Source organism: Nocardia sp. NPDC020380 (assembly GCF_044386975.1).
Lineage (GTDB): Bacteria > Actinomycetota > Actinomycetes > Mycobacteriales > Mycobacteriaceae > Nocardia.
Map to the genome: position 1 here is coordinate 608,372 of NZ_JBIRVQ010000005.1, position 19,784 is coordinate 628,155.

Below are 19,784 nucleotides of genomic sequence, written 5' to 3' on the forward strand. Positions count from 1 at the left end.
TGATCGGGATGTCGCGTTCTCGTGTCGAGTCGGTGCTGCCCTTGTCGCCGCTGCAGGAAGGACTGCTCTTCCACGCGATGCTCGACTCGGACGGCGCCGACGCCTATACGGTGCAGTCGATCGTGTCGCTGTCGGGCGCGGTCGACGCGGAGCTGGCTCGCACCTGCGTCGCGCGCCTGCTGGAACGGCACCCGAATCTGCGCGCGGTGTTCCGGCAACGCGCCAACGGCGACACCGTCCAGGTAGTGGTGCGCGGCGGCGAACCGCCCTTCTCCGTGCTCGATCTGTCCGGCGACGACTGCCCGGAGGAAGCATTCGACGCCGTCGCCGCGGCAGAACGCCGTAAACGGTTCGATCTGCAGCAGGGGCCGCTGATGCGCTACCTGCTGGCCGATCTCGGTTCCGGCCGCTTCCGGCTGGTGGTCACCTTCCATCACATCCTGTTGGACGGCTGGTCGATGCCGCTGCTGATGGCCGAGTTCTTCGAGATCTATCGACGTGGCGGCGCGGCGCCTGCCGGTCCGGCCGGTTCTTACGCCGACTATCTGCGATGGCTGAGCCGGCAGGATCGGCAGGCGGGTCTCGACTCGTGGCGGCGGTTGCTGGCCGATGCCCGGCCGATGCCGATGCCATCCGCCCCCGAAACGGGCGAGGAGCTGCCCGGCAGCCGTGAACTGGAACTGGACGCGCCGCGCACCGCGATGTTGCGTGGCGCCGCACAGACCGCCGGCCTCACGGTGAGCGCGGTGGTACAGGCCATGTGGGCGCTGCTGCAAGCGCGGCGCACCGGACGCGACGATGTGCTGTTCGGGCTGACCGTCTCCGGGCGGCAGGCCGAAGTGCCGCGGATCGAGTCGATCATCGGCCTGGTCATCAACACCATTCCCGTCCGCGTGCGATGCCGGCCCGGCGAGACCCTGCGCGAGCTCGTCGGGCAGGTTCAGCGGCAACAGACGGAAATGATTGTCCACCAGCACATTTCGCTCTCCGATATCCAGCGGGTGACGGGTCTCGGAGACCTGTTCGACACGCAGGTCGCCTTCGAGAACTATCCGGTGGACCTGGCCGGGCTCGGTGAGATCCCGGGAACCGGGATCCGGGTCGACGGCGTCACCGGGCGCGACAGCAATCACTATCCGCTGCATCTGACGGTGCTGCCGGGCGACCGTACCGTGCTGCGGCTGGGCTATCGGCGCGATCTGTACGACGCCCCGACCGTGGAGCAGATGCTGGACGACCTCGCCCGGCTGCTCGACGACTTCGCCCGCGACGCGGACCTCCCATTGCGCCGCGCGGGCGTGCCTGACAGGGCGCTCTCCGAGGCGGTGCACCGATGGAGCAACGGTGGTGCAGCACGGATGGGCGACCGGTCGATCCCCGATGTGTTCCGCGACCGCGTCGCGGGTGATCGTGACGCGATCGCCGTGGAACACGGCGAGCAGGCCGTGACCTATGGCGAGCTGGATGCCATCTCGGATCGCCTCGCCGAGGTCCTCCGCTCACACGGCGTGGGCGCGGAGTCGGTGGTCGGCGTGTGTGTCGAGCGGTCGCTGTGGTTCGTGGTGACGCTGCTGGGAGTGCTGAAAGCGGGAGCGGCCTATCTGCCGGTCAATCCCGGCGATCCGGTATCGCGGAGGTCCGCGGCCCTTGCCGCCGCCGGGGCCGAGGTGCTGGTCGCGGACCGATCGTGGGAGGGCGAGTTCCCCGGGACGATGATTCCCGCCGGAGACGCTGCGGCGGCGGATCGGCCGTCCGCGCCGGTCTCGGATCCGGTGCTGGACCGGATCACCGCGGATCGGGCGGCGTACGTCATGTCGACCTCGGGTTCCACCGGCACGCCCAAAGGCGTGACGATCACCCATCGCGGCGTGGTCAATCTGGTCCATCAGCCGCGGTGGGGTCGTTTCCCCGCCGCGCCGGCGATGCTGCTGCACTCGGCGCAGGCCTTCGACGCCGTGACCTTCGAAATCTGGCTGCCGCTGCTGACCGGGGGCCGGGTGGTGGTCGCCGGCTCGAATCCGGTGGACGCCACGATGATTCGGGAACTCGGCGCCTCGGTACAGGTGCTGTGGCTGACCGCGGCGCTGTTCGCCGTCATCGCCGAGGACCCCGAGTGTCTGTCCGGTTTCTCGGAGGTCATCGTGGGCGGCGATGTGGTGTCCGCCCGCGATGTGGCCCGGGTGCGCGCAGCCTGCCCCGGCCTGCGGCTGTCCAACGGCTACGGGCCGACCGAGGTGACGACGTTCGCCACCAATCACCTGGTGGCCGAGTCCGATACGGATCTCGTACCTATCGGACGGCCATTGGCCGGGCTGTCCACCTGGGTGCTCGACGGCGGGCTCGACCCGGTCGGTCCGGGCGTGGTGGGTGAACTCTATGTAGCCGGCGTGCAGCTGGCCCGCGGGTACCACGGGCAGGCGAGCGCGACCGCCGCACGATTCGTCGCGTGGCCGTTCGGCGCGACCGGGCAGCGCATGTACCGCACCGGTGACCTGGTGCGCTGGAGTCCGGACGGCGAGCTCGAGTTCGTCGGCCGGCGTGACGATCAAGCGAAGATCCGCGGATTCCGGGTCGAACCGGGTGAGGCACAGGCCGCACTCGCCGCACTCCCCGGTGTCGCCCGGGCGGCGGTCGTGGTGCGCGCGGACGCGGCGGGCGACGCCATGCTGGCCGGGTACGTCGTCCCTGAAGCGGGAGCGACGGTCTCGGCGGACGAGCTGCGTGCACGGCTGCGATCCCACCTGCCGGAGTACCTGGTGCCCACGGTGGTCATGATGCTCGACGAGTTGCCGCTGACCACGAACGGAAAACTCGACCGGCGCGCGCTGCCCGATCCGGCCGTGACGCTCGACGCCGGATGGCGGGCGCCCCGCGATCCTCGCGAAGATGTGCTCTGTTCGGTGTTCGCCGAGGTATTGGGAGTCGAGCGGGTCGGAATCGACGACTCCTTCTTCGAACTCGGCGGAAACTCTTTGCTCGCAGTCAAATTGGCGAGCCGGATCCGCACGGTGCTCGGTGTCCGCCCTGCCTTCAAGGCCTTGTTCGACGCTCCGACGCCTGCCGAGCTGGCGCACCGGATCTCCGGTGGCGCAGCGCGCGCGGCCGTCACCGCCTCAGCGGCATATCCCGAGCCGATGCCGCTGTCCTTCGGACAGTCACGCCTGTGGTTCCTGAACCGCTTCGAAGCGGACGGCGCGACGTACAACATGCCCCTGGTGCTGCGGCTCACCGACACCGTCGATTGGACGGTGCTGCACGCGGCGATTCTGGATGTGATCGGCCGGCACGAGGTACTGCGGACCGTTTTCCCCGAGGTCGGTGGGGCGCCGACGCAGCAGGTGCTGTCCGGCTCCGCGGCTCGGGAGCTGCTCGACTTCGGTGTGGAAACCGTTGCGGCGGAGGAAATGACGGCGGCGGCGAGACACTTCGCCGGCGCCGGATTCGATCTCACCTGTCAGCTCCCGCTCCGGGTACGGGTTTTCACCTCCGCGGCGGGTGGCGCGGTGATGGTGGCGGTGGTGCATCACATCGCCGCCGACGGATGGTCGCTGCGGCCGCTGGCCCTGGATGTGGCGAGCGCGTTCGCGGCCCGCTCCGGCGGTGCCGCGCCGGACTGGGCACCGCTGCCGGTTCAATATCGCGATTTCACGCTGTGGCAGCGGGCAGTGCTGGGCTCCGCCGACGATCCGGAGAGTGTGCTCGGGTCGCAATCGGCGTACTGGCGTGGGCAATTGGCGGAACTGCCGGTGGAATTGCCGCTGCCGGTGGACCGTTCGCGCCCGGCACGCCCCACACATGCGGGCGACAGTGTGCCGATCGAGATTCCGGCGGAGCTGCACGCGCGGATCGTCGAGGTGTCACGGGCGAGCGGGACGAGCGTTTTCATGGTGCTGCAGGCCGCGGTGGCGGTCCTGCTGTCGCGGCTCGGCGCGGGCGAGGATCTGGTCATCGGGTCGCCGGTCGCCGGTCGCGCCGACGAGGCGCTCGACGATCTCGTCGGGTTCTTCCTCAACATGGTGGTACTGCGCACGGACCTGTCCGGCGACCCGACGTTCGGTGAAACGCTGAACCGGGTCCGCGCGACCACGCTGGCCGCGTTCGACCATCAGGACCTGCCGTTCGAGGCACTGGTCGACCAGCTGAATCCACAGCGCTCACCGGCTCGCCATCCACTGTTCCAGGTATCGCTCACGCTGCAGAACAACGCCCGCGCGACGCCGGCGCTGCCGGGCGTCGGCCTGGATGTCGAGCAGGCGGTCCTGACGCACACCAAGTTCGATCTGGCTTTCGATGTGGCCGAGAACTACGGCCGGGACCGTAGTGCCGAGGGCATCGTCGGCAGGCTCGACTACTCGACCGACCTGTTCGACCACGCGACGGCGCGGACCCTGGTACGCCGACTCGGCGAGGTGCTGTCGCAGGTCCTCGCCGATCCGTCGACGCGGCTGGCGCAGGTGCGGGTGCTCGACGCCGACGAGCAGGCCGTGCTGAATTCCTGGAGCACCGGTGCGGCGCTCGGGGAGCCACGGTCCGTAGTGGAGCGATTCCGGGCGTGGGTGTCGGCCGCGCCGGCGGCGCCCGCCGTGTCCTGCGGCGACGTGGTGCTGACCTACGCCGAGCTGGGGGCCGCTGTCGACCGGCTGGCGCGAGCACTGGTCGCCTCCGGAGTGAGTTCGGAATCTGTTGTGGGGGTGTGCGTTTCCCGTTCGGTTGACGTGACCGTGGCGCTTTTGGCGGTGTTCGAGGCGGGCGGTGTGTACCTCCCGATCGATCCACGCCATCCGGTCGAGCGAATCGGCTATGTGGTGTCACACTCGGGCGCGGAACTGGTGGTGGCGGCGAGCGCGACGGCCGCGGTACTCGGCGACATCCCGAGCCGGATCCTGACCCTCGACGAGGCGCGGGCACCGATGGCGCAATCGAATGACGTTGCGCCCGCGAGCATTCCGCAGCAGCGATGCCATCCGGAGCAGGCGGCCTACCTGCTCTACACCTCCGGATCGACCGGGCGCCCGAAGGGCGTTGTGGTGGAGCATCGTTCGCTGGCGAGCTTCCTGACCGCGATCGGCGCCGCCGTGCCATTGGCGGCGGGCGAGGTGTGGCTGGCGGCGACCACGGTGACCTTCGACATCTCGCTGCTGGAGTTGCTGTATCCGCTGGTATCCGGGGCGCACGTCGTAGTGGCCGACGATACCGACAGCCGGGACCCCGAATTGCTGGCGGCGCGCGCCGGCGCGGTGCATGCCGGTCTGCTGCAGCTGACTCCGTCGGTGTGGGACGCGATGCCGCTGGACGCCGGTGACTGGAGTTCACGGCGTGCCCTGGTGGGCGGCGAACCGTTGCCGGGTCGCGTGGCACAGACGCTCGTGGACCGCACGGGTTCGGTGGTGAACCTGTACGGACCGACGGAGACGACGATCTGGGCGACCTGGTCGGAGATCCACGGATCGGCCACCCCGATCGGCGGCCCACTGCCGGGCGTCTCGGTATGGGTGCTCGACAGCGGGCTCGGGATCGTCCCTTCGGGCGTGATCGGCGAGCTGTACGTGTCCGGCGTGCAGGTGGCGCGCGGATATCAGGGACAGCCGTCACCGACTGCCGAGCGGTTCGTGGCCTGCCCGTTCGTGGCCGGCACCCGGATGTATCGGACCGGGGACCTGGTCCGATGGAATGCGCTGGGGCAGTTGGAGTTCCTCGGGCGCGGCGACGACCAGGTGAAGATCCGGGGATTCCGGATCGAGCTCGGCGAGGTGGAGTCGGCGTTGGCAAGCGTGGCGGGCGTCGCGCACGCCGCGGCGGTCGTGCGCGAAGACACGCCGGGTGATCGGCGACTGGTGGGTTACGTCGTCGCGCGGGCAGGCGCGGTGTTGTCGGGCGATCGACTGCGGGCGGCAATGACCGAGCGGGTGCCGGAATACCTGGTGCCGTCGGCCTTCGTGACGGTGGAGACCCTGCCGTTGACGCCGAGCGGAAAACTGGACCGGCGGGCGCTGCCCGCGCCGGATCCGGCCGGGTCGCTCTCGGCGCGCCTGCCGCGTGACGCCCGCGAGGCCGTGCTGTGCTCGCTGTTCGCCGACGCGCTGGGAATTGCCCGCGCCGGAATCGACGACTCCTTCTTCGAACTCGGCGGAAACTCCCTGCGCGCAGTCGCTTTGGTGGCACAGGTCCGCTCCGCGCTGTCGGCGCAGCTCGCGGTGAGCGATATCTTCGACGCGCCCACGCCCGCACTGCTGGCCGCGCGCCTCGTGACGGCGGCCGCGCGCCACGTTCCCGAACTGACGGCCACGACGCACGGGCCCGCCACACCGCTGTCCTTCGGTCAGGCGCGACTCTGGTTGCTCAACCAGCTGGGCGGCGGGGCCGCCGCCTACAACATGCCGCTCGCGGTGCGGCTGTCCGATGACGTCGCGCCGGCACCGGTGCGTTCGGCCCTCCTGGATGTGATGGCCCGGCACGAGGCGCTGCGCACCGTCTTCCCCGAGCAGCACGGCGAACCGGTCCAGCGCGTGATCGAGGTCGCCGACCTGGGCGAGTGGCTGGACTTCGCGGTGGAAACCGTTGCGCCACAAGAGTTGACGACGCGCGTCCACACGCTGGCGTCGGCGGTCTTCGATCTGACGGCACAACTGCCACTACGGGTGCGGTTGCTGCGGGCCGGCTCGGAAACGGTCCTGGTCGCGGTGGTTCATCACATCGCCGCGGACGGTGCGTCGATGGCGCCGTTCGCGCGGGACGTCGCGACCGCGTTCGACGCCCGGGCCGCGGGCCGCGCGCCCGAGTGGCCGCCACTGCCGGTGCGGTACCGCGACTACGCGGTGTGGCAGCGGGCGGCGCTGGGCGCTGCCACCGATCCCGGCAGCGAACTGTCCCGTCAGCTGGGTTATTGGCGGACCGCGTTGGATGGACTGCCGACCGAGATGTCGGTTCCGGCGGATCGACCTCGTCCGGCGAGCTCGTCCTATCGCGGTGGATCGGTGCCGATCCTCGTTCCCGCCCAGGTGCACGCCCAGCTGCGCGAATTGGCCCGCAGGTCGGGTGCGAGCGTGTACATGGTGTTGCAGGCGGGGATCGCGGTGCTGCTGTCGCGGCTGGGCGCGGGAACCGATGTGGTGGTGGGTTCGCCGGTGGCCGGCCGCAATCACGGCACGCTGACCGATCTGGTCGGCTTCTTCGTCAATACCGTGGTGTTGCGAACCGATCTGTCCGGCGACCCCACCTTCGCCGAGACGGTGGCGCGGGTCCGAACCGGCGCGCTCGGCGCGCTCGACCACCAGGATGTTCCGTTCGAAATCCTGGTGGACGAGCTGAAGCCGGAGCGGTCGCTGACCCGTCATCCGCTGTTCCAGGTGATGGTCGCGTTGCAGCACACCGAACAGGCCGAGCTGGCCGCATCGGGCGTCTCGCTGGACGCGCTGGGAATCGAGGTCGTCGCAACCAAATTCGACCTCTCCTTCGACCTCGCGGAGCGGATCGACGCAGAGGGTGGAGCGAGCGGCATCGCCGGTTCACTGCTGTATGCGCTGGATCTCTTCGACGAAGCGACGGTGCGGGCATTGGCCGACCGGCTCGTGTCGGTGCTGGGTCAGGTCGTCGCCGAGCCCTTGATGCGGGTGAGCGAGGTGACCGTGATCGGCGCGGCGGAGCAGGAGAGGCTGCGTTCCTGGGGTGCCGGCGGCCTCCCGGCCGCACCCGCGGCGCTCCCGGAATTGCTTGCCGCGCAGGTTGTCCGGACTCCGGATGCGGCGGCCGTGGTCTACGGGACCCGGAGCATGACCTATCGCGAGGTGGATGCGGAATCGAACCGGCTGGCTCGGGCGCTCATCGCTCGGGGCGCCGGGCCGGAAACGATCGTCGGTGTCTGTGCGCGGTCGGAGGCGATGGTGGTCGCGGTACTGGCCGTGCTGAAATCCGGTGCGGCGTATCTGCCTCTCGATCCCGGTCATCCGCAGGCGCGCACCAGCTTCGTCCTCGCCGATTCGGGAACGTCGCTGCTGCTCACGGAGTCTGTCCTGCCAACCGCCACGGTACCGGCGGAGATCGGGCAGTTGGTGTTGACCGATCCGGCCGTGACGGCCGAGGTAGCGGCCTGTTCCGACGCCGCCCTCGGGGACGCGGACAGGCGCCGGCCATTGCGGGGTTCGCACCCGGCCTACCTGATCTACACCTCCGGGACGACGGGCCGGCCCAAAGGTGTTGTGGTGCATCACGATGCGGTGGCCAACTACCTCGCGCACTGCCGTGCCGCCTATCCCTCGCTGGGGCAGACCACCCTCCTGCATGCGCCGTTGACCTTCGACTCGAGTGTGACCACGCTCTTCGGCGCGTTGACGATGGGTGGCCGCGTCGTGCTGGGCAACCTCATGGAGACCGGGTACGGCCTGCCCGCCGGTATGGCGGTGGACTTCCTGAAGGTGACTCCCACTCATCTGGGCATGCTGGAGAGCGCGGCGGATCCGCTCGCGCCGGCGCACCAGCTCATGGTCGGCGGTGAACTGCTGGCCGGTTCGGCCCTGCGCGCCTGGCGGGCCCGGCACCCGGGGGTCGAGGTCGTGCACCACTACGGTCCCACCGAACTCACCGTGGGCTGCACGGACTTCCGGGTTCCCGGCGACAGTGCGGCGGAGTCCGTCCCGATCGGACGCCCCTTCCCCGGCGTACAGACGTGGGTATTGGATGCGGGTCTGCGCCCGGCGCCGGTCGGCGTGAGCGGGGAGTTGTATGTGTCCGGCGCCCAGGTGGTGCGGGGCTATCACGGCCGGGCGGCGCTCACCGCGCAGCGGTTCGTGGCCTGTCCCTTCGCAAACGGCGCGCGGATGTACCGGACCGGCGACCTGGTCCGGTGGAATGCGCTGGGGCAGTTGGAGTTCCTCGGCCGCACCGATGATCAGGTGAAGATCCGCGGCTTCCGGATCGAACTCGCCGAGGTCGAGGCCGCGATGGCCGCGGTGGCCGGGGTGGCGCAGGCGATCGCTCTGGTGCGCGAGGACCTTCCGGGCGACAAGCGGCTGGTGGGTTATGTCGTCGCCGCGGCGGGATCCCCGGCGTCGGCGGAGTCGGTACGCGCGGCTGCCCGGGCGCGGGTGCCCGAGTACATGGTGCCCTCCACGGTCGTGCTGCTCGACGCGTTGCCGCTGACCTCGAACGGCAAGCTGGACCGGCGAGCTCTGCCCGCCCCGGACCTGTCCGATCGGATGTCCTCCTACCGCGCGCCGCGCGATGCACGCGAGACCGCGCTGTGTGCGATGTTCGCCGAGGTTTTGGGGTTGCCGCAGATCGGAATCGACGATTCGTTCTTCGAGTTGGGCGGCAATTCGCTCTCGGCGGTGAAGCTCAACGCGCGCATTCGAGCCGCGTTCGGCCTGGAGATCAGCCTGCTGGCGTTTTTCGAGGCGCCGACACCCGCGGACCTGGCGCAGCGCCTCGGCCAGGCCAGGAAAACCACACGTCCGGCGCTGCGCCGCGTCACTGAGGAGATCGACTGATGTTGGTGCCGCTGTCGTACGGCCAATCCCGGCTCTGGTTCGTCAACAAACTGTCGGACGGTGCGGCGGGCTACACCATACCGCTGGTGTTGCGCCTCTCCGGCGATGTCGAGTGGACGGTGGTGCGTACCGCGCTGGTGGACGTGCTGCGCCGCCATCAGGTGCTGCGCACGGTGTTCCCGGAGATCGACGGAACTCCGATGCAGCAGGTGCTGCGCATGTCCGATGCCGAGCAACGGCTCGACTTCGCCGTAGAAGCCATTCTCCCGGAGGATGTTTCGGCCGCCACGCTGGAGTTCGCCGCGCGCGGTTTCGATATCGCGGAGGAGCTGCCGATCCGGGTCCGGATATGGGAATCGCCGGGGCGGCCGGGGGGCGTGGTGGTGGTCGTGCTGCACCATATCGCGGCCGACGGATGGTCGATGGCTCCATTGACGCGCGACCTGATGATCGCCTTCGAAGCGCGATCCCGCGATCGCGAACCGGAATGGGAGCCGTTGCCCGTCCAATATCGCGACTTCACGCTGTGGCAGCGGGAACTGCTCGGTTCGGCCGACGACCCGGACAGCGAACTGTCCCGGCAACTCGGTTACTGGCGGTCGACGCTGGCCGGCCTACCGGTGGAGATGAACCTGCCGACCGATCGCCCGCGTCCCGCCCGGCCTTCCTACCTCGGTGCGACCGTGCCGCTCGAGATACCGGCCGAGGTGCACCGGCGAGTGGCGGCATTGGCCCGGTCCGCCGGCGCCAGTGTCTTCATGGTCGCGCAGGCCGCCGTCTCGGTACTGCTGTCGCGGTTGGGCGCGGGTACCGACATCGTGGTCGGATCCCCGATCGCCGGACGCACCGACGCCGACCTCGACGATCTGGTCGGCTTCTTCGTCAACACGGTGGTACTGCGAACCGACCTGACCGGCAATCCTCCGTTCGCAGAAGTACTTTCGCGAGTGCGATCCGCGTCGCTGAACGCGCTGGACCATCAGGACGTGCCGTTCGAGCTGCTGGTCGACGAACTGAGCCCCGAGCGCTCACCGGCCCGTCATCCGTTGTTCCAGGTCATGGTGGCGCTGCAGAACAACACCGGCGTGGACCGGTTCGAACTCGCCGGCGTCGGGGTCGACATCGAGCCGGTCGAATTGGATGCCACCAAGTTCGATCTTTCGTTCACCCTGGTCGAACGCTTCGATGCGGACGGGGCCGCACAGGGCCTCCGGGGCGCGATTCAGTTCGCGGCGGATGTGTTCGACGAGGCGACCGTCCGCGCGATGGCGGAGCGGCTGGTCACGATAGTCGATCGAGTGAGCGCGGATCCGTCGCTTCGGCTCGCGCAGGTGCCGGTGGTCTTCGAACACGAAGCGGCGCTGCTGCGTTCGGTGAACACCGGCCGCCCCGCCGTGTCGCCGAATCTGCTGCCGGAGCTGTTCGCCGCGACGGCCGCGGCGCACCCGGACTCGATCGCGGTGATCGACGGCGACCGGATGCTGCGCTATCGGGAACTCGATTCCGCGTCGAATCGGCTGGCCCGCATGCTGATCGCGCAGGGAGCGGGCCCGGAACGCTGCGTCGTTGTCGTCCTGGGTCGCTCGCTGGAATCGGTGCTGGCGATCTGGGCGGTGTCCAAGACGGGGGCGACGTTCGTCCCGGTGGATCCGGCCTACCCCGCGGAACGGATTCGGGACATGGTCGCGGCCTCCGGCGCCGTCATCGGTGTGACCACGCAGGAACTGCTCGACGCCGTGCCCGGTGGCGTCCGATGGAATATCGCGGATCCGGCGGGCGCGCTCGATTACTCGGATGATCCGGTGCGGCAGGGCGATCGGCCCGTACCGCTGCGCCACGACAACGCGGCGTACCTGATCTTCACCTCGGGGTCGACGGGCCGGCCCAAGGGAGTGGCGGTATCGCACGCGGGTATCGCGAACCTCCTCGCGGAGTGGCGATTCCGGCCGGCTCCGACCGCGGCCGACCGAGTGGTGCATTTCGCCTCGCCCGGTTTCGACGCATCGCTGCTCGAACTACTACTGGCGCACGGATTCGGCTGCGCGCTGGTGGTGGCCCCGGCGGGGATATACGGCGGCGCGGAACTGGCCGAGATCATCGACCGGCACCGGGTGACTCACGCATTCATCACTCCGGCCGCGCTGGATACCCTCGACCCGGGCACGGTGACCGGCCTGCGGACCGTCCTCACGGGCGGGGAAGCGTGTCCGCCCGAATTGGCGCGGCGGTGGTCGCGCCAGGTCGAGCTCTTCCATTGCTACGGGCCGACCGAGGCGACGATCGTCACCCACTGCGAGGGTCCGTTCGACGCTTCGACCCCGCTCGCGCTCGGTACACCGGTCGTCGGCTTCAGCACCTACGTCCTGGACGACCACCTGAATCCGGTGCCGGTGGGCGTGGCGGGCGAGCTGTACCTCTCCGGACCGGGCCTGGCCCGCGGATACCAACGCCAAACCGGGCTCACCGCAGAGCGTTTCGTAGCCGACCCGTTCGCCGCGCCGGGACAGCGGATGTATCGCACCGGCGATATCGTGCGCTGGCGCGCGCGGCCGGACGGCACGATGGCGCTGGATCATCTGGGCCGCACCGACCATCAGGTCAAGGTGCGCGGGTTCCGAGTCGAGCTGGGCGAGATCGACGCCGCACTGGGCGAGCACCCGGCGGTGGACTTCGCGCTGACCGTGGGCCGGAAGGCACCGTCGGGCGGCATCGTTCCGGTGTCGTATGTGCGACTGCGCGAAGGACATTCGGCAACCGCCGACGAGCTGATCGATGCGCTGGCGGGCCGGCTTCCGCGCCACCTCCTGCCGGATGCGATCGTGCTGCTCGACGAATTCCCGCTGCTGCCTTCGGGGAAGATCGATCGACGTTCCCTGCCCGAGCCCGTGTTCGCGGGAACCGTGTATCGCGCTCCGCGCAGCCGGACCGAGACCATGGTGGCGGAGGTGTTCGCCGAACTGCTCGGCACGACCTCGGTCGGCCTGGATGACGACTTCTTCCGATTGGGCGGCAACTCGCTGATCGCGACGCGCGCCGCGGCCCGCATCGGCGCCCGCGCCGACACGACCGTCGCCGCCCGCGAGCTCTTCGAGGCACCGACCGTGGTCGCACTGGCCCGCCGGGTGGATCTGCTCGCCGCGGAGCCGGATACCCGGGTGCCGCTGACTCCACGCATCCGGGGCGAACGCATTCCGCTGGCGTTCGCTCAGCAGCGGATGTGGTTCCTCAACCGTTTCGACCCCGATGCCGATCGGGCGAACTACATCTCGGCTGCCGTCCGTCTGACCGGCGAACTCGACGTCGACGCGTTCCGGACCGCGATCGCCGACCTGATCGAACGCCACGACCCGCTGCACACCCGCTATCCGGATATCGACGGCGTCGGCTATCAGCAGATCCTGCCCGCGGCGGAGTCGACAGCGCTGCCGACGGTGGAACGCATCGACGAATCGGTTCTCGCACAGCACATCACCGAGCTGATGACCGTGCGGTTCGATCTCACGTCCGAGGTGCCGCTGCGCATCCGGGTCTTCCGGACAGCGGAACGCGAATTCGTGCTGGCGCTGATCGTCCATCACATCGCGGCCGACGGCTACTCCATCGCGCCGCTGATTCGAGACCTGATGACGGCCAATGCCGCGCGATCACGAGGCCTGACCCCCGCCTGGCGTCGGATCGACGTCCATTACGCCGACTACACCCTGTGGCAGCGGGAGATCCTCGGCGCGACAGACGATCCCGCGTCGCCGATAACGCGGCAGCTCGATTATTGGCGTACAACGCTGGCCGGAGTGCCGGCCGTACTCACATTGCCGCAGAGTCGAGTACGCGACGCCGTGCAATCACATCGCGGACGGGTGCGGACCTTCACCCTGGACGCGGAGCTCCACGCGGGCCTGAACGCCGTCGCGGCCGCGCACCGGGTCACGCCGTTCATGGTGCTGCATGCCGCGCTCGCCGTGGTCTTGTCACGACTGTCCGGCAGCTCGGACATCGTCATCGGCACCCCGGTCGCCGGGCGCGGGCAGGCGGCGCTCGACGACCTCGTCGGCATGTTCGTCAACACCGTGGCGTTGCGCACCGCGATCGATCCAGCCACGAGCGGCGCGGATCTACTGGCCGACATACGAACACGCGACATCGCCGCCTTCGCCAACGCCGACGCCCCCTTCGAGATGGTGGTCGACGCGGTGAACCCCGTCCGCTCCCAAGCGTGGCACCCGCTGTTCCAGGTATCGCTCACGCTGCAGAATCAGGAGCAGACCGAGCTGATGCTCGACGGGCTGACCGTCACCGCGCTGGAATCACCAACGCACACCGCTCGTTTCGACCTGCAGTTCATCATCGCGGATCCCGGCACGACGGACGAGGCGATGCCCGCCTCCCTGACCTACGCGACGGACCTCTTCGACGCGGACGGCGTCGATACGATTCTGCGCGCATTCGTGGATACGCTCTCCGACTTCGTCGCCGCTCCTGCGGCGCCCGTCGGATCGCTGGGCACGAAGCGCGAATCGGATTCCGATGCCGCACTCGTTCGCCGGTGGGGCCGTGGCGCCGCGGCCCCGGATCCGGGCGCGTCCCTCCCGGCATTGTTCGCGGCGCAGGTGCGGGTCGCTCACGATCAGGTGGCGGTGGAGTGTGCGGATCGCTGCCTGACCTACGCGGAACTCGACGTGATGTCGAACCAGCTGGCCCACCAGCTCATCACGCGTGGCGTGGGCCGAGAGTCCCTGGTAGGCGTGTGCCTCGGGAGGTCGGAGTATCTCGTCGCGGCGTTCCTCGCGGTGCTGAAGGCGGGCGCGGCCTATGTCCCGGTCAACCCGGCCGATCCGGCTTCCCGACGAGCGGGCGTACTGGCCGATGCCGGGGTGCGCATCCTGATCTCCGACCGGTCCTCGGGTGGCTCCCGACCGCAGGGCGTGGACCTGCTCGATATCGAGGCCGTGGACGAAACCTGGCCGGACGGACCGCTGTCCGAGCCGGTGTCGCCGGACCAACTGGCATACGTCATGTACACCTCGGGTTCGACGGGAAAACCCAAGGGTGTCGCGGTCTCTCAACGCGCCGTGGCGAACCTCGCGCTGCAGCACAGGTGGCGGCGCGCCGGTGAATCCGCGCGGGTGCTGCTGCATTCCGCGCAGGCGTTCGACGCCGTCACCTTCGAGGTGTGGTTCCCGTTGCTGACGGGCGGTCGCATGGTGATCACCGGACCGGACGCCACCGACGCCGACACGATGCGCAAGCTGGCCGGATCGGTGGACATCGCCTTCGTGACCGCGGCGCTGTTCGCCGCCCTCGCCGACGATCCCGAATGCCTTTCCGGGATAACGGAAGTGATCGCGGGCGGCGATGTGGTCATGGGCAAGGACATCGCACGCGTTGCACAAGCCTGTCCGGCGCTGCGGGTGTCGAATGGCTACGGTCCCACCGAGGCGACGACGTTCGCGACCAACTATCTTGTGCCGCAGCATCGATCGCCGACCGCGGGGGTGCCGATAGGCAGTCCCCTGGCGGGAGTCTCGCTGTGGGTGCTGGATTCCAGACTGCAGCTGGTGGGTCCGGGTGAGATCGGCGAGCTCTATCTCTCCGGAGTGCAACTGGCCAGGGGTTACCACGACCGACCGGATCTGACCGCGGCACGGTTCCTGGCCTGCCCGTTCACCGATGCGGGCCGGCGCATGTACCGCACGGGTGACCTGGTGCGCTGGAACACGGTATCCGATTCGCCGCACGCGACGGCCGGCGCACTGGAGTTCGTCGGCCGCGCCGACGATCAGGTCAAGGTTCGCGGTTTCCGCATCGAACCGGGTGAGGTCAACGCGGCCCTCGCGGGCGTGCCCGGCGTCGGTGAATCCGTCGTCGTCGTGCGCAAGGACCCGTCCGGCGAGAAGCAACTGGTGGCTTATGCGGTCGCCGGTGGCGGCGCCACGCTGTCGCAGGAGACCATCCTCGCCGAGATGGCCGAACGGGTACCGGGCTACATGGTGCCCGCGCACGTCGTTCTGCTCGATGCGCTGCCGTTGAACACCAACGGCAAGGTCGACCGTGCGGCGCTGCCTGTCCCGGACTTCGCCGGTCACACCGAATACCGCGCGCCACGCAATCCCCGGGAAGAAGTTCTCTGCGCCCTCTTCACCGAGATCCTCGGCATCGACCACATCGGTATCGACGTCTCCTTCTTCGACCTCGGCGGCAACTCCTTGCTGGCGGTCAAGCTCGCCAACCGGGTCCGCTCCACCCTCGGTACCCGCCTGTCCTTCAAAACCCTCTTCGACGCCCCGACGATCGCCCGGCTCGCGCCCCGGCTGGCCGCCACCGCCGACCGCGCCGCCCTCACCCGCGCCGCGAACCACCCCGACCTCATGCCGCTGTCCTACGGGCAATCACGGCTCTGGTTCCTCAACCGCTTCAACGACGGGGCGGCCAGCTACAACATGCCGCTCGCATTGCGGCTCACCGGTGTCGTCGACCCCGGCACCCTCCGGGCCGCGCTCCTCGACGTTCTCACACGTCACGAGACGCTCCGCACCGTTTTCCCGGATACGAACGGCACGCCGACCCAGCACGTGATTCCGGTGGACGACCTGGACCACCGGTTCGACTTCGACGTGGAGGCCGTCGGCTCGGCCGTCCTCGCCGGCCGCGTCGCGGAGTACCTCGGCGCGGATTTCGACCTCGCTGCTCAGCTTCCCTTGCGGGTCAAGGTATTTCCGGCCGACAGCGGTGAAACGATCCTCGTCGCCGTCGTCCATCACATCGCCGCCGACGGCTGGTCGCTGGCGCCGTTGGCACGCGACCTGGCCATCGCGTTCGCGGCACGGTCGGCGGGCCGCGCACCGCGGTGGGAACCGCTGCCGGTGCAGTATCGGGATTTCACCCTGTGGCAACGCGATTCCCTCGGATCCCTCGACGATCCGGGCAGCGAGCTCTCCCGGCAGCTGGCCTACTGGCGCGAAGCGCTGGCCGGCCTTCCCGCCGAGCTCGCCCTGCCGGTCGACCGTGCACGGCCGACCCGCCCGTCATACCGGGGCGGCACCGTGGCCTTCGAGATCCCCGCCGAAACTCATTCGCGCATAGCCGAGTTGGCGCGGCGCGCCGGGGCGAGCGTGTACATGGTGCTGCAGGCCGCGCTCGCGGCCTTGCTGTCCCGCCTGGGCGCCGGCACCGACATCATGGTCGGTACCCCGATCGCGGGTCGCACCGACGAAGCGCTCGACGACCTGATCGGGTTCTTCGTCAATACCTTGGTGATTCGTACCGATCTCGCGGGCGATCCCACCTTCGCCGATATCCTGAACCGTGCCCGGACGGCCATCGTCGCGGCCTTCGACCACCAGGAATTGCCCTTCGAGCTCCTCGTGGAGTCCTTGAACCCGCAGCGTTCGCTCGCGCGGCACCCGCTCTTCCAGGTCTCACTCTCGTTGCAGAACAACGCGTCCGCCGACCTGGCCCTGGCGGACATCGGAATCGAAGCCCTTCCGGTCGATTTCACCCCGACGAAATTCGACCTGACCTTCGACCTGGCCGAGAATTTCGGCCCGGACGGCGCCGTCGCCGGCCTGGCCGGCGCCCTCGCGTTCGCTATCGACCTGTTCGACGCATCGACCGCCCGAGCGCTGGTCGAACGATATGTCGCGCTGCTCGAGCAGGTTTCGGCCGATCCCGCGACGCCACTGCACGCCGTGGACGTCACCACCGCCGCCGAACGCGAGCAGCTCCGCGCGTGGGCAATCGGCCCGGCGGGCGTGGCGCCGAAAACGATTCCCGAGCTCTTCGCGGCTCAGGCCGCCACCACCCCCGATGCCGTCGCTCTGCTGCACGGCGACCGGGAACTCACCTACCGGGAACTCGACTCGGCGTCGAATCGCCTGGCGCGCCGGCTCGCACGACAGGGTGTCGGTCCGGAGGATCGGATCGGCCTGTTGCTGCCGCGATCGATGGACGCCTTCGTAGCGGTATTGGCTGTCGTCAAGACCGGCGCCGCCTATGTCCCGCTGGACCCGGCTCAGCCAGACGGCAGACTGGCGTTCATCCTGGACGAGGCGGACCCGGTGCTCTGCATCACCACCGGTCGCCTCGCCGACCGGCTGCGCGACCGCGACCTGGTGCTGATCGACCAGCTTCCCGACGATCACGAGTCCGCGGCCACGGGTGCGTGGCCGTGTCATCCCCCCAGCGCCGCCGCCTACGTGATCTACACGTCCGGTACGACCGGCGTGCCCAAAGGTGTCACCGTTGCGCACACGGGGATCGCCAATCTCGTTGCAGGGCACATCGATTCCTTGGCAATCACGGTCCGCAGCAGGGTGCTCCAGTTCGCGCCCCTGCATTTCGACGCGTCGGTCGAGAACATGTGGCTGGCGCTGCTGACCGGTGCGGCCGCTGTGATTCCCACCGAAGCCGAGGTCCTCTCCAGCGAGCGGTTGTCGAAACTGATCGCACGCCATGCGGTTTCCCACATCGTCATCACACCGTCCGCCCTGGACACCCTGTCGCCGGTCCTCGACCACCCGACGACGATCCTGGTCGCGGGCGAGGCGTGCCCGGACGCGCTGGTGGGCCGGTACGCCGGTGCGCACACACTGGTCAACGAATACGGCCCGACCGAGACCACCGTGGCCGCATCGATGTCCGGCCCTTTGACGCCCGGTACAGCCGTCGTGCCGATCGGCGGGCCGCTCGCGGGAACCGCACTGTGGGTACTGGATTCGGCGCTCCGGCCGGTGGTGCCGGGTGTCGTCGGCGAACTGTATGTATCGGGCACTCAGCTGGCGCGGGGATACCTCCGCCGACCGGGACTCACCGCTGCGAGATTCGTGGCCTGCCCGTTCGCGGGCGCGGGCGACCGCATGTACCGGACCGGTGATCTGGTTCGCTGGAATTCCCCGGGACGACTGGAGTTCCTCGGGCGCGTCGACGATCAGGTGAAGATCCGCGGCTTCCGGATCGAAATCGGCGAGATCCAGTCCGTTATCGGCGAGATCCCCGGAGTCGCATCATCGGCCATCGTCGTTCGCGAGGACACGGCGGGCGACAAGCGATTGGTGGGATACGTGGTGCCCGCCGAAGATTCGGAACTGTCCTCGGCCGGTCTGCGCAGACACGCAGCCGAGCGGCTGCCCGAATACATGGTGCCCTCGGCCTTCGTCTTCCTGGATGCCTTGCCGATCACATCCAATGGCAAGCTGGACCGCAGTGCACTTCCGCGGCCCGACCTGACCGGCCTGGCGGTGACGTTCCGCGAGCCTCGCGACCGCCGGGAAGAGTTGTTGTGCGCCATGTTCGCCGACGTGCTGTCCGTCTCCCGGGTCGGCATCGACGACTCGTTCTTCGATCTCGGCGGCAATTCGCTGCTCGCGGTCAAACTGGCATCCCGCATCGCCGCTCATTTCGGTACCGCCACCGATGTGGCCGAGCTGTTCCGCAACCCGACCGTGGCCGGGTTGGCCGACTCGGATTACTTCGCGGAGTCGCAGCCCGATGAGCTGAGCGATCCGTTCGGGGTGTTGTACAGAATGTCGCCGGCGGGCCGGGAACCGGTGTTCCTGATCCACCCGATGGGCGGGACGGCGTGGCCGTACTTCACCCTGGCAGGGCTGATGACGGACCGCACGGTAATCGGAGTCCAGGCACGGCGTCTGACCGATCCCCGAGCACGCTTCGAGAGCGTCGAGGCCATGGCCGCGGACTATTGCGATGCGATCACGCGGTTCCATCCGGACGGGCCGATCAGCATCGTCGCATGGTCGTTCGGTGGACTCGTGGCGCATGCCGTCGCGGTGGAACTGCAGACGCGGGGCCGCGCGATCGAGATGCTGGCCCTGTTGGACACCTTCCCGCCGGCAAGCGAGCGGTCCTTCGTCTCACTACCGCGGACGGTGGCGCAATATCACGCCAGTCTGCTCGAAATTCTCGGTGTCCCGGGCGATCCGGGATCCGAGTGGACGGATGTTCTTGTCGCCGTGCGCAGTTCCGACGGCCCGTACCGCGACATCGACGAGCCGCTGCTGGGTGCCCTCCGGGACGTCTATGTCACCAACATCGACAACTACGCCCGGCATGAACCCGGAGTATTCCACGGCGACATGGTGCTGTTCGAAGCCGTCGGCAAACCGGCGGAGACCCGCCGATATCAGGTGCCGGCCGCATGGCAGCGGCATGTCGCGGGCGCCATCGACGTGGTCGAGGTCGACTGCCGGCACAAGGAAGTCGTCGACAGTCCACACGTCGAGACGGTGGCGCGGGCGTTGACCATGCGGCTCGCACCGCGCACGCACGATGACGGGATGAGCGCATGAG

Annotated in this window: 2 protein-coding genes; both read left to right on the forward strand. The window is 68.9% G+C overall.

Annotated elements, in window-relative coordinates; all coding sequences use genetic code 11:
* The first annotated feature begins 8 nt into the window (after positions 1 to 8).
* Positions 9 to 9,482, forward strand: coding sequence for an amino acid adenylation domain-containing protein (locus ACH438_RS16730; protein ID WP_397005910.1), 9,474 nt, complete (start codon positions 9 to 11; stop codon positions 9,480 to 9,482).
* Entirely contained in the window at positions 9,482 to 19,783 is a 10,302-nt protein-coding gene (locus ACH438_RS16735) for an amino acid adenylation domain-containing protein (protein ID WP_397005912.1), read from the forward strand. Before ACH438_RS16730 ends, ACH438_RS16735 begins: the two co-directional genes overlap by 1 nt.
* The last annotated feature ends 1 nt before the right edge of the window (position 19,784 follow it).